This window comes from Streptomyces sp. CB00455 (genome assembly GCF_001905445.1).
Lineage (GTDB): Bacteria > Actinomycetota > Actinomycetes > Streptomycetales > Streptomycetaceae > Streptomyces.
In genome coordinates, this window is record NZ_LIVQ01000013.1 from 1 (window position 1) to 23,280 (window position 23,280).

Below are 23,280 nucleotides of genomic sequence, written 5' to 3' on the forward strand. Positions count from 1 at the left end.
CCGGTTACATTCCGAACCCGGAAGCTAAGCCTTTCAGCGCCGATGGTACTGCAGGGGGGACCCTGTGGGAGAGTAGGACGCCGCCGAACAATTATTGTGGGAAAGCCCCGCACCATTCATGGTGCGGGGCTTTTCTGCGTTCAAGGCCCATATGTAGGATCTCGGGCCATGAACGAGTACGTGGTACGTCCGGTTCGCGGTGACGAGTGGCGGAAGGTCAAGGAGCTACGACTCGCCGCTCTGCGTGATCCGGCGGCTCCGTTGGCGTTCCTGGAGACCGTGGCACAGGCCGAGGCCTGGAGCGACGAGCACTGGCAGGGGCGGGCCGAGGGCGCGGGGGAGGGTCGGGGGGTCCGGCAGTTCGTGGCCGAAGCGGCCGGCGGCGCGTGGCTCGGTTCGGTGACGGTGTTGGTCGAGGCGGCCGGGACACGGGACCTCTTCGACCGGCTCATCGAGCGGGACCAGGGGCACCTGGTGGGCGTGTTCGTGCGCCCCGAGGGGCGGGGGACCGGGCTGACCGAGGCGCTGTTCGAGGCCGCGCTGGAATGGGCCTGGGCGCTGGAGGAGCCGGTGCTGTACCGCGTACGGCTCTTCGTGCACGAGGAGAACGCGCGGGCCGCCGCCTTCTACCGGCGCTTCGGGTTCGGGGCGACGGGGATCGCGTTGCCCATGCCGACGGATCCCTCGGCCCTGGAACGGGAGTACGTGTTCCGCAGGCCCGGCCGGAGGGACACGCCCTCGAACACGGCTTAGGGGAATGCGGTCTCGGGCCAGCGGGCGCGGGCTTGTTCGCGGCTGCGGCACAGGGCGAGCAGGGGGAGCGTCTCGTCGGCCAGGAGCTGGGGGAGCTGGGGGACGGGCGCGACCGCCGCCACGTCCTCCAGGACCAGCGAAAGTGGTGGGTCGAGCCGACCGTGGGATGACCGTGCGGCCATGCGGCGGCCGTGCTCGACCACGTGTGAGGCGAGTGCGGTCAGCAAGGGCATCGCACCCGGGTGGGTACGGGGGTCTTCCAGGGGCTCACCCACCACGTACAGGCTGCCCCCTTCGGCGAGGAACGAAGCCAGTGTGAGCGAATCCGTTCGGTTGGGGTTGCAGGCTTCCCGGATGTGGATCGAGGTCAGGCAGGACAGGGCGCGGGCCGTCAGGTTCTGGGCGAGCTCACGGCGTTCGGGGTGCGCGGTGAGGGCGTTCTCCAGCTCGCCGGCTGCGCCGGGGGCCGCCCGGGGGTGCGTGCGCAGGATGCGGACCGGGTCCTGGGCGCCGTTGCCCTGGGACCAGCGGTGGAGTTGCTTGAAGGGGCGGTCGTCGAGGGCCGCCGCCTGGAGCCAGCTGCGCAGGAGCGTTTCCGCGGTGTCGGCGACCGCGGCGTCCATGCGGGCCTGTGGGCGTACGGGGGCGAGGAGGGCGATCGCGCGGGTGGCGGCGGTGTCGCGGTCGGCGCAGCCCTCGGCCGGGTTCCAGTGCATGCGCGCCGGGGTGTCGCACAGGTGCGAAGGGTCGTACAGGAGGACCGGGCCGAGTTTGGCGCGGGCGTCCTTGGTCTCGGCCCAGAGGGCGGGCGAGGAGGTCACGATCAGGGCCGCTCCTTCCGCGGCCGCGAGGCTCTGGACGGCGAGGAGCCGGCGCTGGCCGGGGCTGCCGTAGGCCATGCGGGGCACGGCCGCGGGGGTGAGGGGATGGGCCGCCGGGTCGTAGCCGTACCCGTGGCGCCGGGCCTCCTCCGGGGCGGTGGTGCGGTCCGGGGCGCCGGCCCTGTCCGGCGGGGGTGGCGGGCCGGCCGGGGTGATGGCCAGGTGCGCGGCCAGCGGCGGGGCCTGGTGCGTCAGGTGCGTCACGGGCGTTATGGCCGGCTCGGGTGGCGGGAAGGTCGCGGGTGGCCGGGGCGTGGCTGGTGACGGGAGGTGGGCCGCCGGTCTGCCGGGGGTGTGGGGGTGGCCGGCTTCCGGGGGCGGGGCCGCGTACGGGGGCTCGTACGGTGCGGGGCCGGTCGGCAGGGCCTGTCGGGCCAGGGCGCGGCGGGATTTGGTGCGGGCGAACACGCCGATGGCGAAGACGGTGAGCACGAACATCACCAGGAGCTGGCTGAGGAACAGACCCCAGAACAGGCCCCAGCCGGAGAGGGCCGCGGGGTCGGTGTCCGGCCAGGCGCCCGGGACGTCGTGCGGCTGCGCTATCAGTGCGCGGACGGCGCCCGGGGTGCGGGTGAAGGTGACGGTATCCGGCCACGCGCCCTTCGCGAACCAGGCGGCGAGGCCGGTGGCCGACCAGACGAGGACGGCCAATCCCAGGAGGAAGGCCAGGAGGCCGATCAGCAGGCCGTCCGGGACTCCGCCGCGGGCGGGGGTTTCCGTGCGTCGTGCGTCGTGCATGGTCAGGCCACCGTGGTCGCGGATCCCGGGCCGCCGCCGCGGCGCCGTTCGATGGACAGGGCGCGTTCCTCCGCTTCCAGTTCGGCGGCGAGCATGTCGTCGTGGAGGCGCTGGGGGGCGGAGGACTCGGTCATGGCGCGGTCGGTGTAGACGAGGGGGCGTTCGGCTTCGGTGATCAGGTGTTTGACCACCTGGACGTTGCCGTTGACGTCCCAGACGGCGATGCCCGGGGTGAGGGTGGGGATGATCTCGACGGCCCAGCGGGGCAGGCCGAGGACGAGGCCGGTGGCGCGTGCCTCGTCGGCCTTCTGGGCGTAGATGGTTCTGGTGGAGGCCATCTTGAGGATGGCGGCGGCTTCGCGGGCGGCCGCGCCGTCGACGACGTCGGACAGGTGGTGGACGACGGCGACGAAGGACAAGCCGAGGCGCCGGCCGAACTTCAGGAGGCGCTGGAACAGCTGTGCGACGAAGGGGCTGTTGATGATGTGCCAGGCCTCTTCGACGAGGAAGATGCGCTTCTTGCGGTCGGGCCGGATCCAGGTGTGCTCCAGCCAGACGCCGACGATGGCCATCAGGATGGGCATGGCGATGGAGTTGCGGTCGATGTGGGAGAGGTCGAAGACGATCAGCGGGGCGTCGAGGTCGATGCCGACGGTGGTGGGGCCGTCGAACATGCCGCGCAGGTCGCCGTCGACGAGACGGTCGAGGACGAGCGCCACGTCGAGGCCCCAGGCCCGTACGTCGTCTATGTCGACGTTCATGGCGAGGGCCGATTCGGGTTTTGGATGCCGTAGTTGCTCGACGATGTCGGTGAGGACGGGCTGGCGGTCGCGGATGGCGTCGACGACGTAGGCGTGGGCGACCTTGAGGGCGAAGCCGGCGCGCTCGTCGAGACCGTGGCCCATGGCGACTTCGATGATGGTCCGCAGCAGCGCGAGCTGGCCCGTCGTGGTGATCGCCGGGTCGAGGGGGTTGAGGCGGATCCCGTCGTCGTTGGCGGCGATGGGGTCCAGGCGGATGGGGGTTATCCCCAGCTGCTGGGCGATGAGGTTCCACTCGCCGACGCCGTCTTCGCCCTGGGCGTCGAGGACGACGACCTGCCGGTCCTTGAAGCGGAGCTGGCGCAGGACGTAGGTCTTCTCCAGGGCGGACTTGCCGTTGCCGGATTCGCCGAGGACGAGCCAGTGGGGGGCGGGGAGCTGCTGGCCGTAGAGCTGGAAGGGGTCGTAGATGTAGCCCTTGCCGCTGTACACCTCGCGGCCGATGATCACGCCGGAGTCGCCGAGGCCGGGGGCGGCGGTGGGCAGGTAGACGGCCTGCGCCTGGCCGGTGGAGGTGCGGACGGGGAGGCGGGTGGTCTCGACCTTGCCGAAGAGGAAGCTGGTGAAGGCGTCCGTCAGGGCGGACATGGGATCGCGCATGGGCGGCACTTCCTTCCGGCTAGCGTCGGATGCCGGTGGCGAACGGCAGGGTGTTGACGAACGCCCGGTGGTGCTCGCGGTCGCACCACTCCAGCTTCAGGTAGGACTTTCCGGCGGAGGCGCGGATGGTCCGCTTGTCGCGGGCGAGGGCTTCGGGTGAACGCGAGGACACCGTGATGTACCCGACGAGGTTCACTCCTGCCGCACCGCTCGCGAGATCTTCACCCCTCTGGTCGAGTCTGCCGTGGGCGGCGATGTCGCGCGGGTCGACGGTGCGGTTCATCTTGGCGGCGCGGCTGGCGTCGGCTTCGTCGTTGGTCTTCTCGGTGAGCATGCGTTCGATGGCCACCTCGGTGGGCTCCAGGTCCATGGTGACGGCGACGGTGCGGATGACGTCGGGGGTGTGGACGAGGAGGGGGGCGAGGAAGTTGACGCCGACGGGGGTCATGGGCCATTCCTTCACCCAGGCCGTGGCGTGGCACCAGGGGGCGCGGGTGGAGGACTCGCGGGTCTTGGCCTGGAGGTAGGTGGGTTCGACCGCGTCGAGTTCGGCGGGCCAGGCGTTGCGCTTGGTCATGGCCTGGATGTGGTCGATGGGGTGGTCCGGGTCGTACATGGAGTGCACGAGGGAGGCGAGGCGGCCCTGGCCCAGCGGCTGGCGGACGCGGATGTCGGCTTCGGCGAGGCGGGCGCAGATGTCGGTGAGCTCGCGCGCCATGACGATGGCGAGGCCGGCGTCGCGGTCGAGCTTGCGGCCCTTGTGGGGGGTGGAGGCGCGGGCGATGGTGTGGGCCTCGGCGGCCAGTTCGCGCGAGTAGTGCATGCAGGCGACGAGGTAGGCGCGGTGCTGCTCGGAGGAGGTGGAGACCATCGACTGGAGCTGGTCGTAGGACTCGCGCAGCCAGCCGGGGGCCCGGGTGTCGCCGCGTACGGCGACGTCCTTGGCGTGGGCGTCGGGGTCGGCGGGGAGCGTACGGGCGAGCATCTGGAGGCGGGTGACGAAGCCGTCGCCGTTGGCGACGTGCTTGAGGAGGGTGCCGAAGCGGTCGACGAGGGCTTCCTGGTCCTCGCTGTCGCGCAGGCCGACGCCGGGGCCCTCGATCTCGATGGCGGCGGTGACCGTTCTGCGGTCGGCGTGGAGGAGGACCGCGATCTCGTCGGGGCCGAAGGGCGCGGCGAGCCAGTTGATGCGGCCGATGCCGGGCGGTGGGCCGACTTCGACCTCGCGGCCGTCGGAGCCGCGGATGCCGGCTTCCATGGCGCCGGAGCGGTAGGTGGTGCCGCGCCGCAGGGTGCGCTTGTAGCTGCGGTTGATCTCGAACCAGCGGTAGAAGGTGCGGCCCTTGTAGGGGACGTACACCGCGGCGAGCGCGAGCACGGGGAAGCCGGCGAGGCTGACGATGCGCAGGGTGAGGTCGGGGACGAGGAGTCCGCTCATCATGCCCAGGAAGGCTCCGGCGATGATCAGGACGATCTCGCCGGTCTCGCGGTTCTTGCCGACGATCGCGTTCGGCCGGGCCCGGCCGATGAGATACGTGCGGCGGGGCGCGACCGGGTGCAGCTGGTGGGGCTGGGTCGTCAACGCCCGTCACCTCCTGTGTTCCTCGTGCTCGAGCTCGTGCGGGGCGGGGGGGCGGCGGAGGGGATGGAGCCGCCGCCGGAGCCGCCGCCGGAGGTGGGGCGGCTGCTGTGGGCGGCCACGCCTCCGGAGAGGGGGTTGGCGGGGCGGGGGGCGTTGCCGCCGCCACCGCCGTCACCGCCGCGGTGGGCGCCGCGGCTGCTGTGGGTCTTGATGCCCTGAGAGACGAGGGAGGCCGGGGAGCTGATGACGGCGGCTGCCTGGGCTCCGTCGGTGGCTTTGCTGCGGTTGGAGCGGGCGGAGGCGATCTCGTCGCCGAAGCCGGGGACGAAGCGGTAGATCATCGCGGAGGCGAAGATCGCCAGGAGGATGATGGCGAGGCCGGTGACGACGGCGGAGAAGGCGTTCGGGCCCTGCTCGCCGGCCAGCGCGCCGGCGAGGCCGAGGACGATGACGATGACCGGCTTGACGAGGATGACGGCGATCATGATGCCGGCCCAGCGGCGGACGTGGCCCCAGAGGTTGCGGTCGACCAGGCCCGCGTAGACGACGACGCCGAGGAGGGCGCCGACGTAGAGGAGGGCGGCCCGGATGAAGAGTTCGAGGTAGAGGACACCGGCGGCGAGGACGGTGACCAGGGCGACGACGATCAGCATGATCGGGCCGCCGCCGATGTCGTCGCCCTTCTTGAGGGCTTCGGCGAAGGAGCCGAAGAAGACGTCGGTCTGGCCGGTGGCAGATGCGATGACCTCGGTGACGCCGTCGGTCGCGGAGACGACGGTGTAGAGGATCAGGGGGGTGAAGGCGGAGGCGAGGACGGTGAGCCAGAGGAAGCCGACGGCTTCGGAGAGGGCGGTGGTGAGGGGGGCGCCGCGGACGGCTCGCTTGGCGACGGCGAAGAGCCACAGGACGAGCGTGAGGATGGTGGAGGCGGCGAAGACGACGGCGTACTGCTTGAGGAAGGCGGGGTTGGTGAAGTCGACGTTGGCGGTGCCCTTGACGGCTTCGCTGAGCTTGCCGACGATCCAGGCGGCGGCGTCGGCGCAGCCCTTGGCCAGGGAGGCGAGGGGGTTGAGGGCGTCGGCGCCATCACTCGGCGCGAGCCCTGTCTTGGGCGAGCCGCCAGCGGTCCCCGTGCCGCTCTGGCAGTACTGCTTGGAGGGGCCGTCAAGCAGGGCACAAGGGTCGTTGGTGGCCTGCGGAGTCGGGGTCGGGGGCGCCGCGTAGGCGCGGGTTGCCAGCGCCATGGCGGCCGCGTGTACGGAGGCAATGACACCCAGCCGGAGCCGGAGGCTAACGGGCATAAATGAAGCCTCCGAATTCTTTGATGGCCTTGCTCATGTCGTCTGACGTCGACACGGGGACATCCCCGGGTACCGGGGCCGGCCCGTCCTGCTGGGTGTCGTCAACGACCTTCCAGTCCCCGCTGATCCAGCTGAGTTCGAAGGTCCAGGTCTTCCAGAGAGTTCTGACGGGGTCGGTGGACTTGGCGCCTGACATCCCAATCAGCCCGGTGTACCAGACGGAAACCTTCGCGCCTGCCGGTGAGTAGGTCTCGACGCGGGTGCCGATCGGTACGGTGCGGGTGACGAAGGTGCTGCCCTGTGGCGGATTGCCGTTTGCGTCCAGTCCGAGCTTGGCTAGGAAGTCTGCGGAATACGCCTCGTCCTGAGGTCCCTTGAGGCGCCCCGCCACGTCCGGCGCGTAGATCCCGTCCACGAGGGTGTGCCGGGTGTTCTTCTTGAACATGGCGTCGGAGCCCAGGGCTACCGCGAAGTTGGCGGCTGCCGATTGGGCTCCCTGTTCGTCGTGGGCGAAGCCCTTGGGGATGCCGGCGGCCTTGTCGCTGACCGGGTCCGTGCCCGTGGGGGCCGTGGACGTGGTGGTCGGGGGTTTGTTCGATTGGGTGGAGGGGGTGTCCGGGGCCTGGTTCGCGAACGCGATGGCCGCGATCAGGAGGACCACCACGCCGACCACCGTGACCAGGCTGCGGGTGGCGCGGGGGGTGCGGCGGGTGGGGCCGTACGGGTCGGCGGGGGAGTCCGGGAGGCGGGTGCGGGTCTGGCCCGTGCCGCCGTACTGGTCGTCGTTGCTCATTTCCGTTTCGTCCCCCTCCGCGTCGTACGACAGTAGTGCTGGTCCCCGCCTGGGCGCGGGGTGGTGAGGCTCCATCAGGTACGGCCGCGGCGGCTCGGCTAGACGGCCATTCCGTACACGATCGTGAACAGTGTGCCGAGGGATCCGATGATGAAGACTCCGGTCAGGCCGGCGACGATCAGGCCCTTGCCCTGTTCCGCGCTGAACGTGTCGCGCAGGGCGGTCGCGCCGATGCGCTGTTTGGCGGCGCCCCAGATGGCGATGCCGAGGCAGAGGAGGATCGCCACGGCCATGACCACTTCGATCATGACCTTCGCTTCGTTGCCGAGACTGCCGAACGGCCCCCAGTTCGGGGCGATTCCGCCGATGATGGTGGTGATGTCGCCCTTTTCGGCTGCCAGGATCATGTAACTCACCGCCCCTGTATGGGTAGTTCCGGAAGCCCGTGCCCGACGGCAGGGGTCACGCACTATCTTCGCTGATGAAACCGCCGCCGTCGTCGACTTGGCGGCTCTCTTTACCCGATCTCCCGGCCCGCGTCCCGCCCGTGCGCTCTGACCTGGGCCCGGGCGGTGTGTCTGCGAGAGGACGTATGGTCACTCTGTGTATCACGGAGGGTGACGCCGGGCAATGATTGTCGTCTCGGCTTACGGAGGGGTGGAGCGAGGGGCCGCCGTTCGGCTCAGTGGGCTCGCGTGTCGTTGGGCCGTCCCGCTGACATATGTCCGACATTCCGTCAGTCATACCATCTGAGGGTGGACTCGGGGGTGAAGCTCCACGTCGTTCGGTAGGACGACACGAGGAGTGGACGATGGGTTCCGCAATCAAGAGGGGTCGGCGAGCCTGGCTGGCCGGCGGACTGGCAGTGCCGTTGACGCTGGCTCTCCTGGGTGTCTCGGCGCCGGAGGTGGCCGCCGCCGGGACGCCGGGGGCGGTGGTGGCCGCCGCTCCCGGTGCGGGGGGTGCGGGGTGCGGGCAGGGTGGGGCGCGGGGGGTGCGGCCCGCGAAGTCCGCGGGGTCTGCGAAGCCCGTGAGGTCTGCGAAGCCCGCGAAGAAGGCCGCTGGGTCCGGTTGTGTCGTACGGGGTGCGGTCGCGGGGCCCAGGGGTGAGCGGGGGCTGCGGGGGCCGCGGGGGCCCAAGGGCGAGCGTGGACTGGCCGGGACGTCCGAGCCGTGCACGGACGTCGACACGGTCAGGGGGCCGGGGAACTACGAGTTCACCGCGGCGCTGCGTGGCGGGCGGGTCTTCCTGGGGCACCGGACGGTGACGCCGACTCCCGGGGTCTACAGCTGGAAGGACCTGACGACGCGGCTGAACCCGGGGTTCCCGCGGAGCGCGTGCGGTGTGGCGTTGATCCGGGAGATCAGCACGGTGCGGGTCAAGGTGCTGACGACGGGTGGGGACCTGTACGAGACGTTCTGTACGCACCCTGCGACGGGGCCGGTCGTGTGGACCTGTCCGGCCGGGTGGACGCCGCTCGTCAGGCCCTGACGGGTCCGGCGGGGGCCGGGGCGGGGGCGGAGAGTCGGGTGCGGCGTTGTTGCCGGGGCTCTGCCCCGGACCCCGCGCCTCAAGCGCCTGCCGGGGCTGGTAGCGGGCGGGGGTCCGCGCGTGGCTTGGTGGTGAGTCGCGCTTCAGGCGTCGGCGGGGCCTGGGGCCGGGGGTCGGGTGCGGCGTTGCTGCCGGGGCTCCGCCCCGGACCCCGCGCCTCAAGCGCCGGCGGGGCTGGTAGCGGGCGGGGGTCCGCGCGTGGCTTGGTGGTGAGTCGCGCTTCAGGCGTCGGCGGGGCCTGGGGTCGGGAGTCGGGTGCGGCGTTGCTGGCGGGGCTCCGCCCTGGACCCCGCGACTCAAGCGCCGGCGGGGCTGGAAAGGCGGGGGTCCGCGCGTGGCTTGGTGGTGAGTCGCGCTTCAGGCGTCGGCGGGGCTGGAGTGGTTGGGGTCAGGTCCAGTGGGTGGGGTGGGTCAGGGGGTGGGGGAGGCGGGTGGAAAGGGTGCCCCGGGCGGCGTTCAGTTGGGGCTGGGTGAGGAAGATGGCGTCGCGCAGGTCCGCTGCGCCGAGGTCGGCATCGCGGAGGTCGGCGCCGATCAGATCGGCCTTGCGGAGGTCGGCTCCGCTGAGGTCCGCGGCGATCAGGTAGGCGCCGCGAAGGTTCGCTCCGCGCAGGTCCGCGCCTGCGAGGCGGGCGCCCATCAGGTCGGCGCCGCGGTGGTTCTTCTTGCGGCCCGGCACCTTGGCCCGTACGAGTTCGCTGGTCCTGAGCAGCAGGGTGTTGATCTCCTGGCGGAGGGCGGCCACGTCCAGGTCCGCGAGGGCCTGCGCCTCGGCGCGGGTCCACTCCTCGGTCCGGGCGAGCGCGAGGCGCAGCTCGGGATGGACCGGGGCGGCGTCCGGGAGGGCCAGGGCCCCGGCGACGTAGGAGAGCAGTTCGTGCAGCTGCCGCATCACGGGGAAGACGTCGAACATCGCGCGGGTCGTCTCGGGGTGGGTGCGCCAGTCGCGGCCGCCGAAGGTGACCTGGGAGACCTGCTGGCCCGCGCCGAAGCAGTCGAAGACGGTGCAGCCCCGGAAGCCGGTGTCGCGCAGCCGGGTGTGGATGCCGCAGCGGAAGTCCTGGCGGAGGTTCTTGCAGGGGGTTCCGGCGGGCTTGTCCACGGCGAAGTCGCTGGACTTGGCGAAAGGCAGGGCGACGCAGCAGAGCGCGAAGCAGTTGCCGCAGTCGGCTTGCAGGACGGGAAGGGACGCCGCCGGAGAAGCGGCGGGCGGCGTGGCGGGTGGAGTGGGCACGTCGTCCATTGTCACGTGCTGCGCGCCGTCAGCCGCATCTGGAGGGCGGTCCAGGGGGTGCCGTCGACCTCCTCGACGTCCGTGAGCACCTCTTCGGTGCGGAAGCCGAGCCGCTCGTAGATGCGGATCGCCGCGGTGTTGTGGGCCCACACGCCGAGGCTGATCTCCGGCAGGCCCAGCTCGCCGAAGCCGCGCTCGACGGCGAGGGAGACGAGTGCGGCGCCGAGGCCGCGGCCGCGGGCGGCCGGGGCGATCAGGACCCGGCCGAGGCGGGTGCCGGCGACGGAGACGTGCCCGACGGGTTCGCCGGCGGGGGACACGGCGGTCCAGACGAGGCGACCGGGGTCGGCGGCGTAGGCGGCGAGCTGGGCGTCGTCCAGGGGCCAGGACAGACCGGGGCCGGCCCAGGTCATCAGCGCGGCCGGGGTGGTCACCCAGGTGCGCAGCAGGGCGGCGTCGTCGGCGGGCCGGAAGTCGCGCAGGGAGAGGGATCCGCAGAGGGGTGTGGAGGGGGATCCGGAGGGGGGTGTGGCTCGGGGTATCGGGGACTGCGGGTTCATGCGGCCATTGTTGCCGGGCCGGGCCGGGCCGGGGCGGGCTCGACGGGCAGCGTGCAACGGGTGGGCCCGGGTGGGTCGTTGCCCGGTGCGACCGGGTGGGGCGTGTCCCCGTCCCCGGGGTTCCAAGGTGCCGGGCCCGTCAGCGGCGGCGAGCGGGGATGGGAGCGGGAACGGGAGTGGGGGCGGGAGCGGTGTACGCCCGCCGGGCTCGCCGTCCGGGTCTGGTGGACAGGGTTACCTGTGGGTAGCGTGGGGTCATGGGCGCTGCCGAGGGCTTCTACGAGCGGGTCGACACCGGGCGGTACCTGGCCGCGGAGTACACGCGCGGTCCCTGGGACCCGGGCTCGCAGCACGCCGGGCCGCCGGCCGCCCTGCTGGGCCGGGCGGTCGAGGAGCGGCCGGGCGCGCGCGCGGACATGCGGATCGCGCGGATCACTTATGAGATCCTGCGCCCGGTGCCGATCGGGGCGCTGGAGATCACCACCAGCGTGCTGCGGTCGGGCCGCGGCACGGAGGTCGTCGAAGCCGCCCTGTCGCCGGCCGGCGGGGCGGGTCCGGTGATGCTGGCGCGGGCCCTGCGGATCCGGGTGGCGCATGAGGCGGTGCCGGCCGTGGTGCCGGGCCCGCAGCTGCCGCCGCCCGGGGAGGTGGGGGTGACGCCGTTCTTCCCGGTGCCGTGGGAGACCGGCTACCACACGGCGATGGAGACGCGGTTCACCGAGGGCGCCTTCGTCGAGCCGGGGCCCGGGACGTGCTGGATGCGGATGAAGTGCCGCTCGTCGCCGGTGAGGAGACCAGGCCACTGGACCGGGCGCTGATCGCCGCCGATTCCGGCAACGGCATCAGCGCGGTGCTGGACTTCGGCCGGTACGTCTTCGTCAACGGCGACCTCACCGTCCACCTGCACCGCCACCCGGTGGGCGAGTGGGCGTGCGTGGAGGCCCGTACGAGCGTGGACGCGGCCGGGATCGGCCTCGCCGACGCGCGGCTGCACGACGAGAAGGGGCCCATCGGGCGCAGCGCGCAGAGCCTGTTCGTCGCCCCGCGCTGAGACCAACCCCCTTTGCGCGCACGGGAGATGGGTATGGCAGGCTCGGGTGGATGGAGCCGCTGACCCCGACCGATCCCGCGTGGATCGGTGCGTACGCGCTGCTGGCCCGCCTGGGTGCGGGCGGCATGGGGCAGGTGTACCTCGGCCGTTCGCCCGGCGGACGGCTCGTGGCCGTCAAGGTCGTACGGGAGGAGATCACCGGTCATCCCGAGGCGTTGGCCCGTTTCCGGCGGGAGGCGCGGACGGTACGGGCGGTGCGCTCGGCGTACACGGCGAACCTGATCGACGCCTCGCTGGAGGCGGCGCCGTACTGGCTGGCGACCGAGTACGTCGCGGGCCCCACCCTCGGCCGCGCGGTGGGCCGGCGCGGGCCCCTGCCGGCGCGGACCTGCCGGCGGCTGGCCGCGGCGCTGGCCGAGGGGCTGGCGAGCGTGCACGCGTACGGGGTCACGCACCGGGACCTGAAGCCGCAGAACGTCATCCTGGGCGCGCAGGGGCCGCAGCTCATCGACTTCGGCATCGCGCACGGGGTCGGCGCGACCGACCTCACCCGGGACGGGCAGGCTCCCGGCACCCCCGGCTACACGGCGCCCGAGGTGCTCCTCGGCGGGTCCACGGGCCCCGCGGCCGACGTCTTCGCCCTCGGTGCGACGCTCGCCTACGCGGCGACGGGGCGCCCGCCCTTCGGCAGCGGAGCGGCGGCGACCGTCGGCTACCGGGCCGTGTACGAGGGGGTGGACGTGGCGGGGGTGGAGCCGGGCCTCGCGGCGCTGATCGAGGCCTGCATGGCGAAGGACCCCGCGGCGCGGCCGGAGCCGGCGGAGGTGATCCGGCGCTGCGGGGTGCGGGAGGCGCTGGTTGACGACCCGGTGTACGGGGAGCTGGGGGCGCTGGGCGAGCGGGTTCCGCCGCACGGGCTGCGGACCGGCGACGCCGGGAACCCTTACGTGCCGCCGCCGTCGTCGTCGGGACGACCGCGGACCGCCCCGGTCGCGGAGGCTTCCCCGCAGGTGCCCGGCTCCCACGGGGCGGAGGTTTCCGCCGAGGCGGTGACGTCCGTCGGTGTGCCCGGGCCTCGTGACGCGGAGGCCGCCCCGGACGCGGTGACGCCGCGCGGCGCGACGGAGCCCCCCGGCGCGACCGAGGCACTCGACGCCGCCGAGGTCCCCGCCGTGACCGCGGCCCGGCGGCGCTGGGGGGCGCGGATGCGGGGTGGGGCGGGGGTGGTCGTGGGGGCCGGGCTGTGTCTGGTGGTCTGGACGCTGCTGCCGTTCGGCGCCGGCGCGGGTCACGGGGCGGGCGGGGGCGCGTCCGGAAGCGTGGGCGGGCCGGGCGGTGCCACGGGTGCGCCCCCGGATGCGCAGGGCGGGCAGCCGTCCGGGGCCGCCACCTCCCGGCGCGGGGGTGGGGGGCCCGCGGCGTACATCGAGAGCGACCGGGTCTCGCGCCACCGGTGGACGGGGTCCCCCGATCCGGCGCTGGCCGCCCAGGGCGTCGGCCAGTGCGACCAGGTTCCCGAGGAGCAGCCCCCGGGTGCCGGTTTCGTCACCTCGGTGTCGACCACCAGCCACAACGGTGTCCCGGGCACCTCGGCGACCATCCGGATGCGGGTCGAGTACGCGGGGGGCAAGCCGTCGGGACCGGATCCGTACTACGTGGCCGTGGCGGTCAAGCCGCCCCACGACGTCGACCCGGAGACCGGCCGGCCCCTGCCCGGGGACAACCGCTCGGTCGGCTACACCAGCAGGCCGGCGGACCTCCACGCCACGGCGCGGCCCGGGGCAGACGTGACGCTCACCTACCCGGACGACTTCACGCTGCACGCCGCCGGGAAGAAGCGGCCCGCCGTGCCCCTCGCCGGCGACCCGGGGGGCTGGACGGTCGTCTTCTACCACGTCGAGGATGACCCTGCGAAGTACGCCGGCATCGCCTGTTCGGGCTTCCAAGTGGGGTAGTAGGACATGCGACACGGTCGAATCGCACGTTTAAGTGACGGCGATGGGGGAGGGTTGACGGATGCGCAGATTCTGGATGGCCGGCGGGATCGGGATCGGGCTGTGTCTGACCTTCGTGGTGCTGCTCGTCGTGGGTACGTATTCGGCGGCGGCCGGCCTCGCCGGGGCCGGTGCGGCGGGCGGCCGTGCGGTGGGGCTGGCCAAGGGGGCGGTGCCCGCCAAGTACCAGGCGCTGGTGCAGAAGTGGGGCAGCCTCTGCCCGGCCGTCAGCCCGCCCCTGCTCGCCGCGCAGCTGTACTCGGAGAGCGGGTGGAACCCGAGCGCCGTCAGTCCGGCGGACGCCCGCGGCATCGCGCAGTTCATCCCCGGTACCTGGGCGGGTCACGGAATCGACGGAGACGGGGACGGCGACCGGGACATCTGGGATCCCAATGACGCCATCCCGTCGGCGGCTTCGTACGACTGCGAACTCGCCAAGGACGTGGCGAGCGTGGCGGGCGACGCGACGGCGAACATGCTCGCGGCCTACAACGCGGGGGCCTACGCGGTCATCAAGTACGGCGGGGTGCCGCCGTACAAGGAGACCCAGGGCTACGTGAAGACCATCACGACGCTGGCGAAGAGCTTCGCCCGGCCCGTGGGTCGGGTCGCGCCCTCGCAACAGGCCGCCGGAGCAATCTACTTCGCGCAGAAGCAGCTGGGCACGCCCTACCTGTGGGGCGGCAACGGAACGCCCGACCAGGACGGGCGGTTCGACTGTTCGGGGCTGACCAAGGCCGCGTACGAGACGGTGGGGATCGCACTCCCGCGGGTGGCGAACGACCAGTACAACGCCGGTCCGCACCCTTCGCGCGATCAACTGCTGCCCGGTGATCTGGTGTTCTTCTCCGATGATCTGACGAACTCTCGGGACATTCGCCACGTCGGTCTCTACGTGGGCGGCGGCTACATGATCAACGCTCCGTACACCGGCGCCGTCATCCGCTTCGACAAGATCGACACCCCCGACTACTTCGGCGCGACACGGGTGACGAAGGACGGTGCGGAGGCCCTTCCGGAGCGTGCGGACGCCAACAAGGCTCCTGGCAACGCTCCGTGAGGCCCGGGCCCTGAGCTGCGACGACGAGTCACTCTTCGATAACGTTGCCGTGATCATTCGGTGGAGAGTGGAACCCGGCCGCCAGAACGGGCGTTCCATGGACACGGGGGTTTGATCGGGCGGGGGTCGAAGGGGCGTACAGCGCTGTGCGCCCGCAGGGGAACCACGGCAAGAACAAGGGGCCGCATCGCCATGGCTGGACTCGCGACCGGTGGGCCGAACGTGGACGTCAACCTGCTGTACGAGATCAACGGACTGGCCGGGCACGCCCCGCAGTGGCTGGACCGGACCGTGAGCCCGCTCGGTGCTTACGGCATCCCGCTGCTCCTGGTGCTTCTGGTCCTGTGGTGCTGGCGCGGTGCCCGCAGGCAGGACGAGACCGCGGCCGCCGAGTCCTTCGCCGCGCTGGTGTGGGCCCCGCTGGCGGCCGCCCTGGCGCTGCTCCTCAATGTGCCGCTGCGTGAGTTCGTCGGACGGGTGCGGCCCTTCCGGCAGCACGAGGGCCTGTACCTGCTCGACCAGGGCGCCGGCGGCGGCTTCGGGACGGGCTTCGCGCAGACGCAGTTCTCCTTCGTCAGCGACCACGCCACCCTCGCGATGGCCCTGGGCGTCGGCGTGTTCGTGGCGAACCGCAGGCTCGGACTCATCGGGATCGCCCTGGCCCTGGCCGAGGGCGTCTGCCGCGTGTACGCGGGCGTCCACTACCCCACGGACGTGATCGGCGGCTTCGCGCTCGGCACCGCCGTCGTGCTGGTGCTCGCACCGCTGGCGATGGCGCTGCTCAACCCGGTGGTGCGGGCGGTGGCCGGCTCCCCGCGCCTGGGGCGTCTCGTACGGGCGAAGAACCGGCCCCTGCCCCTGCCCGTCGGCCTCGCGCAGGCACCGGCCGCGCAGGCGGAGCCGTGTCCGCACGAGAGCGATCTCGCCGCCTGACCGCGAGACCTGCTCGCTCACGCACGGGCGAACGACTCCCAGACGGTGAGCAGGGCGGCCGCCACCAGGCACAGCGCCGCCGCCCCGAAGAACAGGCGCACCGCCGCCGGGCGGGGCCGGGGCGTCACCGGTCGCCGATGTCGGAGCCGCCCCGCGCACCGTGCGTGCCCTGCGTGCCTGGCGTGCCCTGCGTCTCCTGCCTGCCCTGCCTGCCCTGCCTGCCCTGCGTGCCCTCCGGGTCCGAGGCGCTGGGGGTGTCCGGCGCGGACCGCGCGTCCGACGCGCCCCGCGGGCCGGATCCGGCCCCGCCCCGTCCGCCCCGCGTACCCCGCTCGCCCGCGGACGCCTTCGCGCCCGCCCCCGTGCCCGCGCCCGTGGCGTCCGCGCGGCGGTGGCGCGAGCGCAGCCACAGACCGGTGGCCGCGGCCGCGGCGGTGGTGAGTCCGATGGCCAGCGCCACGTCGCCCGGCCCGTCCGCCGAGCCCACGGGCCGGGCCCAGGCCGCCGCGGCCGGGGCCCCCAGGACGTCGAGGGCGAGGAGCAGGGCCCAGAGAAGGGCCGCGAAGCGGGCAGCGGGTCCTGGCATGAGTCAAGGGCAGCGGCTCCGGCGCGCCGCTGCCAGCCGGGCCGTCCGAACGGGCTACCGGAGCGCCCCCTGGCCGTCGTCCGCCGCGAGACGACGCCCACCCGGATCCCTGGGCGCCGTTACCCGGCGGTGTGCCGGTCGGCGTCCTTGCGTGCCAGGTCGCGGGAGCGGCGGGCCGGACCGCTCCAGCCGCAGGTGCAGACGGCCAGGCAGAACGATCCGCGTTCGGCGGTGGAGACGGTGTGTCCGGCGGGCGGTGGTGAGCGCCGGTGGGGCAGCGAGGCAAGCGGAGGGACCGGGGTCGCTTCGGTGTGCGGTTCCACGCCTCCACGGTACCGGGGCGCGGACGGGCCCGGGAGGGGTGCGGCCCGTGACGGGAAACCCCGGACCTCGTTAAGCGGAGCGGGTGGGGGCCTCGGGCAAGCAGCGGTCATGCGTTGGGGGTTGGCAGGCGATGGTGGTTCACCAGCACAGGCAAGGGCGCGGGCGTGCGGGTGGGGCGGTGCTCGCTGCCGGCGTCACCCTGGCGGTCTCGGCGATGAGCGGCTGCGGCACGGGCGCCGCCAGCGACGCACGGCCTCCCGCGGATGCGGCGGCGGTGGTCCGCGGGGCCTCCGAGGCCCTGGCCAGGGCGGGCAGCGCCCAGGTCCGTACGGCCATGGAGATGGCCACGGGCGGCACCCGCGTCACGATCCGCGGCGAAGGCGGGGTCGACTTCAAGAGCCGGATGGGGCAGCTGCTGGTCATGCTCCCGGCCGATGTGAAGGGCAAGGCCGAACACCGGCCCATCACCGAGCTGCTGGTGCCCGGCGCCCTCTACATGAAGAACCGGGGCGCGGGCGTCCCCGACGACAAGTGGGTCCGGGTCGACACGACGGCCCTCGCCGACGGGAACCTGGTCACCGGCGGGGCCACCGACCCGCTGGTCGCGGCCGAGCTGCTGCGGGGCGTGCAGCAGGTGACCTACGTGGGGGAGACCGAGGTGGCGGGCACCAAGGTGCGGCACTACCGCGGGACCCTCGATCTCGGCCGGGCCGCGGGCAGTGCGCCGCCGGAGGTCAGGGGCGCGCTGGCGGCGGCGGCGAAAGGGTTCCGCAAGGACACCGTGCCGTTCGACGTGTACCTGGACGAGCAGGGACGCTTGCGGAAGGTCCGGCACCGCTTCACCTACGTCAACAATGGCGTGATCGATGTCTCGTCGACCACGCTGCTGTACGGATTCGGGACGCCGGTGACCGTCGTATTGCCCGCAAGCGGGGACATTTACGCCGGGAAGATCGCCGATTGACGGCTCGGACCGGGCCGGCCGGGCGCGTCCGGGCCATGGACCGGTTTCCGGAAATGGTCCATCCGTGTCATGTGCGGTGCGCCCTGCCCTCCCTACGCTGGGAGCCGAGCGCCGATTGCCGAAGACGGACAGATTGAGGTGACACGCGTGACTCCCGCAGGCGGTACGACGGTGCAGGACCACGTGGCGCTCGCCGAGATCGAGCTGTGCGGCGAGCTGATCATCGCGGCCTCCGCGGCCGCCGAGGAGCGGCTGAGCCAGGACCGCATCGACGAGGTCCTGCTGGGCATCGGCCTCTGACCGCCGACGAGGCGAACATCACGTGCATCACGTGCATCACGTGCGCAGGAGGCGGGCGATGGCCTTGGTGGCCTCCTCGACCTTCGCGTCGATCTCCGTGCCGCCCTTGACGGCCGCGTCGGCGACGCAGTGGCGCAGGTGCTCCTCCAGCAGCTGGAGCGCGAAGGACTGCAGGGCCTTCGTGCTCGCCGAGACCTGGGTGAGTATGTCGATGCAGTAGACGTCCTCGTCGACGAGCCGCTGGAGGCCGCGGATCTGGCCCTCGATCCGGCGCAGGCGCTTGAGGTGCTCGCCCTTCTGGTGGTGGTAGCCGTGGACGGCCGTGCCGGATTCGGCCCCGGAGCCCTCCGCCTCGATGGTCGCCATGCGTCCTCCCGTGGTCCGGAACGAGGGGATGCATACCCCTCATGGGTATAGGGTACTGGGCCTTTGCCGTAAGGGCAGGGCCCGTGGTCCTCACTCTGCCTGATGGAGGACACTGGGGAACTGCCGGTTAGCCGTGGCCGGGGGGATGCGCCTAGCATCAGCCTGACCGAATCCAATGCACCCCGAGGACCTCACGTGCGATTTCGTCTGACCCCCAGGGAGACGAGCTTCTACGACATGTTCGCCGCATCCGCGGACAACATCGTCACGGGCTCGAAGCTCCTGATGGAACTGCTCGGAGCGGACTCCTCCGCCCGGGCCGAGATCGCGGAGCGGATGCGGGCTGCGGAACACGCGGGGGACGACGCGACCCACGCGATCTTCCACCAGCTGAACTCCTCCTTCATCACGCCGTTCGACCGCGAGGACATCTACAACCTCGCCTCGTGCCTCGACGACATCATGGACTTCATGGAAGAGGCGGTCGACCTGGTCGTCCTCTACAACGTGGAGGAGCTCCCCAAGGGAGTCGAGCAGCAGATCGAGGTGCTCGCGCGCGCGGCGGAGCTGACCGCCGAGGCCATGCCGCACCTGCGGACGATGACCAACCTCACCGAGTACTGGATCGAGGTCAACCGCCTCGAGAACCAGGCGGACCAGATCCACCGCAAGCTGCTCGCCCAGCTCTTCAACGGCAAGTACGACGCCATAGAGGTGCTGAAGCTCAAGCAGATCGTCGACGTGCTCGAAGAGGCGGCCGACGCGTTCGAGCACGTTGCGAACACGGTGGAGACCATCGCGGTCAAGGAGTCCTGAACCTCGTGGACACCTTCGCTCTGATCGTGACCATCGGTGTCGCGCTCGGTTTCACGTACACCAACGGTTTCCACGACTCCGCGAACGCCATCGCCACCTCCGTCTCGACGCGGGCACTGACCCCGCGGGCCGCCCTGGCCATGGCCGCGGTGATGAACCTCGCCGGTGCCTTCATGGGCAGCGGCGTCGCCAAGACCGTCAGCCAGGGCCTGATCGAGACGCCCCAGGGGAACCGGGGGATGTGGATCCTCTTCGCGGCGCTGGTCGGCGCGATCGTCTGGAACCTGATCACCTGGTACTTCGGCCTGCCCTCGTCCTCCTCGCACGCGCTGTTCGGCGGCATGGTGGGTGCGGCCCTCGCCGGCGGGATCGAGGTCCTGTGGAGCGGCGTGATCGACAAGGTCGTCATCCCGATGTTCCTCTCGCCGGTGATCGGCCTCGTCGTCGGTTACCTGGTCATGGTCCTCATCCTGTGGATGTTCCGCCGGTCCAACCCGCACAAGGCCAAGCGCGGCTTCCGTATCGCGCAGACGGTCTCGGCCGCCGCCATGGCGCTCGGCCACGGTCTCCAGGACGCGCAGAAGACGATGGGCATCGTGGTGATGGCGCTCGTCATCGCCGATGTGCAGGGCCCGGACGACGCGATCCCGATCTGGGTCAAGATCGTGTGCGCCGTGATGCTGTCGCTGGGTACGTACGCGGGTGGCTGGCGCATCATGCGCACGCTCGGCCGCAAGATCATCGAGCTGGACCCGCCGCAGGGCTTCGCGGCCGAGACCACGGGTGCCTCGATCATGTTCGGCTCGGCCTTCCTCTTCCACGCGCCGATCTCCACGACCCATGTGATCACCTCCGCGATCATGGGTGTGGGGGCCACCAAGCGGGTCAACGCGGTCCGCTGGGGTGTCGCCAAGAACATCGTCCTGGGCTGGTTCATCACGATGCCGGCCGCGGCCCTCGTCGCCGCGGTCAGCTTCTGGATCGTGGACCTGGCCTTCGTCTAGGACCACCGGTACGACCGGTACGGCCAGTACGACGGAAACGGGCCGGCTCCCCCCACCCAGGGGGAGCCGGCCCTTTCTTTTCCGCCTTGCGGTGGCACCGCCATGCAGCACCGCAGGACGCCTGGATCACGCGGACCGGCCGCGTGAGGTCCCGCCGGGCCTAGCCGAAGCGGCCCGAGATGTAGTCCTCGGTGGCCTGGACGGACGGGTTGGAGAAGATCCGGTCCGTGTCGTCGATCTCGACGAGCTTTCCGGGCTGGCCGACCGCGGAGAGGTTGAAGAAGGCGGTGCGGTCCGAGACGCGGGCCGCCTGCTGCATGTTGTGCGTCACGATGACGATCGTGAAGCGCTCCTTGAGCTCGCCGATGAGGTCCTCGATGGCGAGGGTGGAGATCGGGTCGAGGGCCGAGCAGGGCTCGTCCATGAGCAGGACCTGCGGCTCGACCGCGATGGCGCGGGCGATGCACAGGCGCTGCTGCTGGCCGCCGGAAAGGCCGGAGCCCGGCTTGCCCAGGCGGTCCTTGACCTCGTTCCAGAGGTTGGCGCCCTGCAGGGAGCGCTCCACGATGTCGTTCAGTTCCGACTTCTTGAAGCTGCCGTTCAGCCGCAGGCCCGCCGCGACGTTGTCGAATATCGACATGGTGGGGAAGGGGTTCGGACGCTGGAAGACCATGCCGACCGTGCGCCGGACCGCGACCGGGTCCACGCCGGGGCCGTAGAGGTTCTCGTCGTCCAGGAGGACCTTGCCCTCGACGCGGCCGCCGGGGGTGACCTCGTGCATGCGGTTCAGGGTGCGCAGGAAGGTGGACTTGCCGCAGCCGGAGGGGCCGATGAAGGCGGTCACGGAGCGGGGTTCCACGGTCATCGAGATGTCGTCGATGGCCTTGTGGGTGCCGTAGAAGGCGGAGAGGCCGCTGACGTCGATTCGCTTGGCCATGAGGGGTCACTTCGCTTTCATAGTCGCGTCAGCGACCGGTCTTCGGGGCCTTCCAGCGGGCGATGCCGCGGGCCACCAGATTCAGGATCATGACGAAGGCGATCAGGACGAGGGCCGCGGCCCAGGCCCGGTCGTAGGAGGCTTCACTGCCGACCTTGTACTGCTCCCAGATGTAGAGGGGGAGCGAGGACTGGGCGCCTTCGAAGGGGTTGTTGTTGATCAGCTGGGACCCGAAGACGAGCAGCATGATCGGTGCGGTCTCACCGGCGATGCGGGCCACGGCCAGCATGACACCGGTGGAGATGCCCCCGATGGCCGTCGGGAGCACGACCTTGAGGATCATGCGCCACTTCGGCACGCCGAGGGCCAGGGCGGCCTCGCGCAGCTCGTTGGGGACGAGCTTGAGCATCTCCTCGGTGGAGCGGACCACGACCGGCATCATCAGGATCGACAGGGCCAGCGCGCCGGCGAAGCCGGAGGGGCCGAAGCCGAGCATCAGGTTCCAGGTCGTCAGGATGAACAGGCCCGCGACGATGGAGGGGATGCCGGTCATGACGTCGACGAAGAAGGTCACGGCCCGGGCGAGCGAGCCCCGGCCGTACTCGACCAGGTAGACGGCGGTCAGCAGGCCGATGGGCGCGGCGATCGCGGTGGCCAGGCCGACCTGCTCCAGCGTGCCGATCAGGGCGTGGTAGACGCCGCCGCCCTCGTCGAAGCTCGTCACGCCGTTCATGGAGTGGCTGAGGAAGTTGCCGTCGAGGAGCGCGATGCCGCGGCTGATGGTGGTCCACATCAGCGAGAGCAGCGGGATGACCGCGAGGACGAAGCAGACCCAGACGACGGACGTCGCGACGCGGTCCTTGGCCTGGCGGCGGTTCTCGACGACCGAGCTGGCGGTGTAGGTGATGACGACGAACAGCAGGGCCGCGAGGAGACCCCACTGGACCTTGCTGTGGAGGCCGAAGACGAGGCCGGCGCCGGCGCCGAGGGCGAGCGAGAGGACCGCGATGCCGGCCGGGGCCCAGCGGGGCAGGCCGCCCCGGGTGAGGCTGGTGGGGGCTGCGGACTTCAGGGACCGGGCGGGCCGCTGGTCCTGGATCGTGTGGCTCATCAGGCGTTCGCCCCCGAGAAGTCCTTGCGGCGAGCGATGATCAGGCGGGCCGCGCCGTTGACCAGCAGGGTGAGCAGGAAGAGGACCAGGCCGGAGGCGATCAGCGCGTCCCGGCCGAACTCGTTGGCCTCGTCGAACTTGGCGGCGATGTTCTGCGCGAAGGTGCCGCCGCCCGGGTCGAGGATGTGCAGCGAGATCAGGAAGCTCGGGGACAGGACGGTCGCCACGGCCATGGTCTCGCCGAGTGCGCGGCCGAGGCCGAGCATCGAGGCGGAGATGACGCCGGAGCGGCCGAAGGGCAGCACCGACATGCGGATGACCTCCCAGCGGGTCGCGCCGAGGGCCAGGGCGGCCTCCTCGTTCATGCGCGGGACCTGCAGGAAGACCTCGCGGCTGACGCTGGTCACGATCGGCAGGATCATGATCGCGAGCAGGATGCCGACGGTGAAGAGCGACCGGGCGACGCCGACCTGGGTCTTCTCGAAGACGTAGGTCCAGCCCAGGAACTCGTCCAGCCACAGGTTCAGGCCGCCGAGCTGCGGGACGAGGAAGAGGGCGCCCCAGATGCCGTAGATGATCGACGGTACGGCGGCCAGCAGGTCGACCACGTAGGCGAGGGACATGGCGAGCTTGCGCGGCGCGTAGTGCGAGATGAACAGGGCGATGCCGACGGCGATCGGAACCGCGATGGCCATCGCGATGATCGAGCTGACGACGGTGCCGAAGAGCAGGACGGCTATGCCGAAGACGGGCGGGTTGGCCGACGCGTTCCAGTCGAAGGTGGTGAGGAAGTTGCCCTCGTTCTTCGACAGGGCGATCGAGGCGCGGTAGGTGAGGAAGCCGGCGATCGACGCCATGATCACCAGGAGGAGGATGCCGGAGCCCTTGGAGAGCCCGGCGAAGATCTTGTCACCGGCGCGGCCGGTGGACCCCTTGCTCCTGGCGACAGGCGGAGCCGTGTCTGTCTGGACGGGTGTGGTGGAAGCCATGGTCTTTCCGGTCTGTGTGGGGGGCGGGCC

24 protein-coding genes and 1 rRNA gene are annotated in these 23,280 nt (G+C 71.6%); 11 read left to right on the forward strand and 14 right to left on the reverse strand.

All coding sequences use genetic code 11. The features are described from left to right. Both rrf and AMK16_RS31970 read left to right on the forward strand, forming a co-directional pair. A 5S ribosomal RNA gene (gene rrf, locus AMK16_RS31965) occupies window positions 1-89 on the forward strand; the annotation flags it as partial. Between the two features lie 79 nt (window positions 90-168). Then, window positions 169-753: a GNAT family N-acetyltransferase gene (locus AMK16_RS31970; protein WP_073920843.1), complete on the forward strand. Its 585-nt coding sequence runs from the start codon at window positions 169-171 to the stop codon at window positions 751-753. On the opposite strand, the gene AMK16_RS31975 is transcribed toward AMK16_RS31970, so the two are convergent. From AMK16_RS31975 to AMK16_RS32015, 8 genes are all read right to left on the reverse strand, one after another. Next, on the reverse strand, window positions 750-2,372 hold the full coding sequence (locus AMK16_RS31975; protein ID WP_073920844.1) for a type VI secretion protein: 1,623 nt from the start codon (window positions 2,370-2,372) through the stop codon (window positions 750-752). The genes AMK16_RS31970 and AMK16_RS31975 overlap by 4 nt on opposite strands. A 2-nt stretch (window positions 2,373-2,374) precedes the next feature. Next, on the reverse strand, window positions 2,375-3,793 hold the full coding sequence (locus tag AMK16_RS31980; protein WP_073920845.1) for an ATP-binding protein: 1,419 nt from the start codon (window positions 3,791-3,793) through the stop codon (window positions 2,375-2,377). Between the two features lie 19 nt (window positions 3,794-3,812). Beyond that, window positions 3,813-5,375 carry an SCO6880 family protein gene (locus AMK16_RS31985; protein ID WP_073920846.1) on the reverse strand — a complete coding sequence of 521 codons (1,563 nt, stop codon included), beginning with the start codon at window positions 5,373-5,375 and terminating at the stop codon, window positions 3,813-3,815. After that, window positions 5,372-6,676, reverse strand: a complete 1,305-nt coding sequence (locus AMK16_RS31990) for a hypothetical protein (protein WP_073920847.1) — start codon at window positions 6,674-6,676, stop codon at window positions 5,372-5,374. The genes AMK16_RS31985 and AMK16_RS31990 overlap by 4 nt, the downstream gene beginning before the upstream one ends. Beyond that, window positions 6,666-7,469 carry a hypothetical protein gene (locus AMK16_RS31995; protein ID WP_073920848.1) on the reverse strand — a complete coding sequence of 268 codons (804 nt, stop codon included), beginning with the start codon at window positions 7,467-7,469 and terminating at the stop codon, window positions 6,666-6,668. Before AMK16_RS31995 ends, AMK16_RS31990 begins: the two co-directional genes overlap by 11 nt. A 98-nt stretch (window positions 7,470-7,567) precedes the next feature. Continuing rightward, a complete protein-coding gene (locus tag AMK16_RS32000) occupies window positions 7,568-7,876 on the reverse strand; it encodes a hypothetical protein (protein ID WP_008742356.1) in 309 nt (102 codons plus the stop codon). A gap of 1,533 nt (window positions 7,877-9,409) precedes the next feature. Further along, a complete protein-coding gene (locus AMK16_RS32010) occupies window positions 9,410-10,264 on the reverse strand; it encodes a pentapeptide repeat-containing protein (RefSeq protein ID WP_073920850.1) in 855 nt (284 codons plus the stop codon). A gap of 2 nt (window positions 10,265-10,266) precedes the next feature. Further along, a complete protein-coding gene (locus AMK16_RS32015; RefSeq protein WP_073920851.1) occupies window positions 10,267-10,815 on the reverse strand; it encodes a GNAT family N-acetyltransferase in 549 nt (182 codons plus the stop codon). A gap of 257 nt (window positions 10,816-11,072) precedes the next feature. Between AMK16_RS32015 and AMK16_RS32020 the strand changes: the two genes are divergently transcribed. The 5 genes from AMK16_RS32020 to AMK16_RS32035 all read left to right on the forward strand — a co-directional run bounded on the left by AMK16_RS32020 (window position 11,073) and on the right by AMK16_RS32035 (window position 15,853). Beyond that, entirely contained in the window at window positions 11,073-11,633 is a 561-nt protein-coding gene (locus AMK16_RS32020; protein WP_274535398.1) for an acyl-CoA thioesterase domain-containing protein, read from the forward strand. Beyond that, window positions 11,585-11,866: an acyl-CoA thioesterase domain-containing protein gene (locus AMK16_RS38230; protein WP_274535399.1), complete on the forward strand. Its 282-nt coding sequence runs from the start codon at window positions 11,585-11,587 to the stop codon at window positions 11,864-11,866. Before AMK16_RS32020 ends, AMK16_RS38230 begins: the two co-directional genes overlap by 49 nt. A gap of 50 nt (window positions 11,867-11,916) precedes the next feature. Beyond that, a complete protein-coding gene (locus AMK16_RS32025) occupies window positions 11,917-13,821 on the forward strand; it encodes a serine/threonine-protein kinase (RefSeq protein ID WP_073920852.1) in 1,905 nt (634 codons plus the stop codon). A 76-nt stretch (window positions 13,822-13,897) separates the two neighbouring features. Further along, the gene (locus AMK16_RS32030; protein WP_073920945.1) at window positions 13,898-14,920 is read left to right on the forward strand and encodes a C40 family peptidase; all 1,023 of its coding nucleotides are present in this window, start codon (window positions 13,898-13,900) and stop codon (window positions 14,918-14,920) included. 192 nt (window positions 14,921-15,112) lie between these two features. After that, window positions 15,113-15,853 (forward strand): phosphatase PAP2 family protein, encoded by a 741-nt coding sequence (locus AMK16_RS32035; RefSeq protein WP_073920853.1) that lies wholly within the window; start codon window positions 15,113-15,115, stop codon window positions 15,851-15,853. Between the two features lie 124 nt (window positions 15,854-15,977). Here AMK16_RS32035 and AMK16_RS37870 read toward each other — a convergent pair whose 3' ends face one another. Together AMK16_RS37870 and AMK16_RS32045 are read right to left on the reverse strand one after the other, a co-directional pair. Then, the gene (locus AMK16_RS37870; RefSeq protein ID WP_242439023.1) at window positions 15,978-16,439 is read right to left on the reverse strand and encodes a hypothetical protein; all 462 of its coding nucleotides are present in this window, start codon (window positions 16,437-16,439) and stop codon (window positions 15,978-15,980) included. Between the two features lie 119 nt (window positions 16,440-16,558). After that, the gene (locus AMK16_RS32045) at window positions 16,559-16,762 is read right to left on the reverse strand and encodes a hypothetical protein (RefSeq protein WP_073920854.1); all 204 of its coding nucleotides are present in this window, start codon (window positions 16,760-16,762) and stop codon (window positions 16,559-16,561) included. 131 nt (window positions 16,763-16,893) lie between these two features. Here AMK16_RS32045 and AMK16_RS32050 point away from each other — a divergent pair, with 131 nt between their 5' ends. Both AMK16_RS32050 and AMK16_RS36815 read left to right on the forward strand, forming a co-directional pair. Beyond that, window positions 16,894-17,727, forward strand: a complete 834-nt coding sequence (locus tag AMK16_RS32050; protein ID WP_073920855.1) for a hypothetical protein — start codon at window positions 16,894-16,896, stop codon at window positions 17,725-17,727. 147 nt (window positions 17,728-17,874) lie between these two features. Next, a complete protein-coding gene (locus AMK16_RS36815; protein ID WP_199885678.1) occupies window positions 17,875-18,027 on the forward strand; it encodes a hypothetical protein in 153 nt (50 codons plus the stop codon). A 36-nt stretch (window positions 18,028-18,063) separates the two neighbouring features. Here AMK16_RS36815 and AMK16_RS32055 read toward each other — a convergent pair whose 3' ends face one another. Next, window positions 18,064-18,393 (reverse strand): metal-sensitive transcriptional regulator, encoded by a 330-nt coding sequence (locus AMK16_RS32055; protein ID WP_073920856.1) that lies wholly within the window; start codon window positions 18,391-18,393, stop codon window positions 18,064-18,066. A gap of 195 nt (window positions 18,394-18,588) precedes the next feature. Between AMK16_RS32055 and AMK16_RS32060 the strand changes: the two genes are divergently transcribed. Both AMK16_RS32060 and AMK16_RS32065 read left to right on the forward strand, forming a co-directional pair. Further along, complete coding sequence (locus tag AMK16_RS32060) at window positions 18,589-19,209, forward strand: DUF47 domain-containing protein (protein WP_073920857.1); 621 nt, start codon at window positions 18,589-18,591, stop codon at window positions 19,207-19,209. Window positions 19,210-19,214: 5 nt separating this feature from the next. Continuing rightward, window positions 19,215-20,213: an inorganic phosphate transporter gene (locus AMK16_RS32065; RefSeq protein WP_073920858.1), complete on the forward strand. Its 999-nt coding sequence runs from the start codon at window positions 19,215-19,217 to the stop codon at window positions 20,211-20,213. Window positions 20,214-20,373: 160 nt separating this feature from the next. Here the strand turns inward: AMK16_RS32065 and pstB are convergent, their stop codons facing one another. Genes pstB through pstC form a run of 3 tightly spaced genes read right to left on the reverse strand, consistent with a single transcriptional unit; the run spans window position 20,374 to window position 23,250 of the window. Then, entirely contained in the window at window positions 20,374-21,150 is a 777-nt protein-coding gene (pstB, locus tag AMK16_RS32070) for a phosphate ABC transporter ATP-binding protein PstB (protein WP_073920859.1), read from the reverse strand. 28 nt (window positions 21,151-21,178) lie between these two features. Then, entirely contained in the window at window positions 21,179-22,261 is a 1,083-nt protein-coding gene (pstA, locus tag AMK16_RS32075) for a phosphate ABC transporter permease PstA (RefSeq protein ID WP_073920860.1), read from the reverse strand. Beyond that, on the reverse strand, window positions 22,261-23,250 hold the full coding sequence (pstC, locus tag AMK16_RS32080) for a phosphate ABC transporter permease subunit PstC (RefSeq protein WP_073920861.1): 990 nt from the start codon (window positions 23,248-23,250) through the stop codon (window positions 22,261-22,263). Before pstC ends, pstA begins: the two co-directional genes overlap by 1 nt. Between the last annotated feature and the right edge of the window lie 30 nt (window positions 23,251-23,280).

Coding starts and splice junctions, on each gene's coding strand:
- AMK16_RS31970 (WP_073920843.1), top strand. CDS start 169: ATGAACGAGTACGTGGTACGTCCGGTTCGCGGTGACGAGTGGCGGAAG.
- AMK16_RS31975 (WP_073920844.1), bottom strand. CDS start 2,372: ATGCACGACGCACGACGCACGGAAACCCCCGCCCGCGGCGGAGTCCCG.
- AMK16_RS31980 (WP_073920845.1), bottom strand. CDS start 3,793: ATGCGCGATCCCATGTCCGCCCTGACGGACGCCTTCACCAGCTTCCTC.
- AMK16_RS31990 (WP_073920847.1), bottom strand. CDS start 6,676: ATGCCCGTTAGCCTCCGGCTCCGGCTGGGTGTCATTGCCTCCGTACAC.
- AMK16_RS31995 (WP_073920848.1), bottom strand. CDS start 7,469: ATGAGCAACGACGACCAGTACGGCGGCACGGGCCAGACCCGCACCCGC.
- AMK16_RS32000 (WP_008742356.1), bottom strand. CDS start 7,876: ATGATCCTGGCAGCCGAAAAGGGCGACATCACCACCATCATCGGCGGA.
- AMK16_RS32010 (WP_073920850.1), bottom strand. CDS start 10,264: ATGGACGACGTGCCCACTCCACCCGCCACGCCGCCCGCCGCTTCTCCG.
- AMK16_RS32015 (WP_073920851.1), bottom strand. CDS start 10,815: ATGAACCCGCAGTCCCCGATACCCCGAGCCACACCCCCCTCCGGATCC.
- AMK16_RS32020 (WP_274535398.1), top strand. CDS start 11,073: ATGGGCGCTGCCGAGGGCTTCTACGAGCGGGTCGACACCGGGCGGTAC.
- AMK16_RS32025 (WP_073920852.1), top strand. CDS start 11,917: ATGGAGCCGCTGACCCCGACCGATCCCGCGTGGATCGGTGCGTACGCG.
- AMK16_RS32030 (WP_073920945.1), top strand. CDS start 13,898: ATGGCCGGCGGGATCGGGATCGGGCTGTGTCTGACCTTCGTGGTGCTG.
- AMK16_RS32035 (WP_073920853.1), top strand. CDS start 15,113: ATGGCTGGACTCGCGACCGGTGGGCCGAACGTGGACGTCAACCTGCTG.
- AMK16_RS37870 (WP_242439023.1), bottom strand. CDS start 16,439: ATGCCAGGACCCGCTGCCCGCTTCGCGGCCCTTCTCTGGGCCCTGCTC.
- AMK16_RS32050 (WP_073920855.1), top strand. CDS start 16,894: ATGGTGGTTCACCAGCACAGGCAAGGGCGCGGGCGTGCGGGTGGGGCG.
- AMK16_RS32055 (WP_073920856.1), bottom strand. CDS start 18,393: ATGGCGACCATCGAGGCGGAGGGCTCCGGGGCCGAATCCGGCACGGCC.
- pstB (WP_073920859.1), bottom strand. CDS start 21,150: ATGGCCAAGCGAATCGACGTCAGCGGCCTCTCCGCCTTCTACGGCACC.
- pstA (WP_073920860.1), bottom strand. CDS start 22,261: ATGAGCCACACGATCCAGGACCAGCGGCCCGCCCGGTCCCTGAAGTCC.
- pstC (WP_073920861.1), bottom strand. CDS start 23,250: ATGGCTTCCACCACACCCGTCCAGACAGACACGGCTCCGCCTGTCGCC.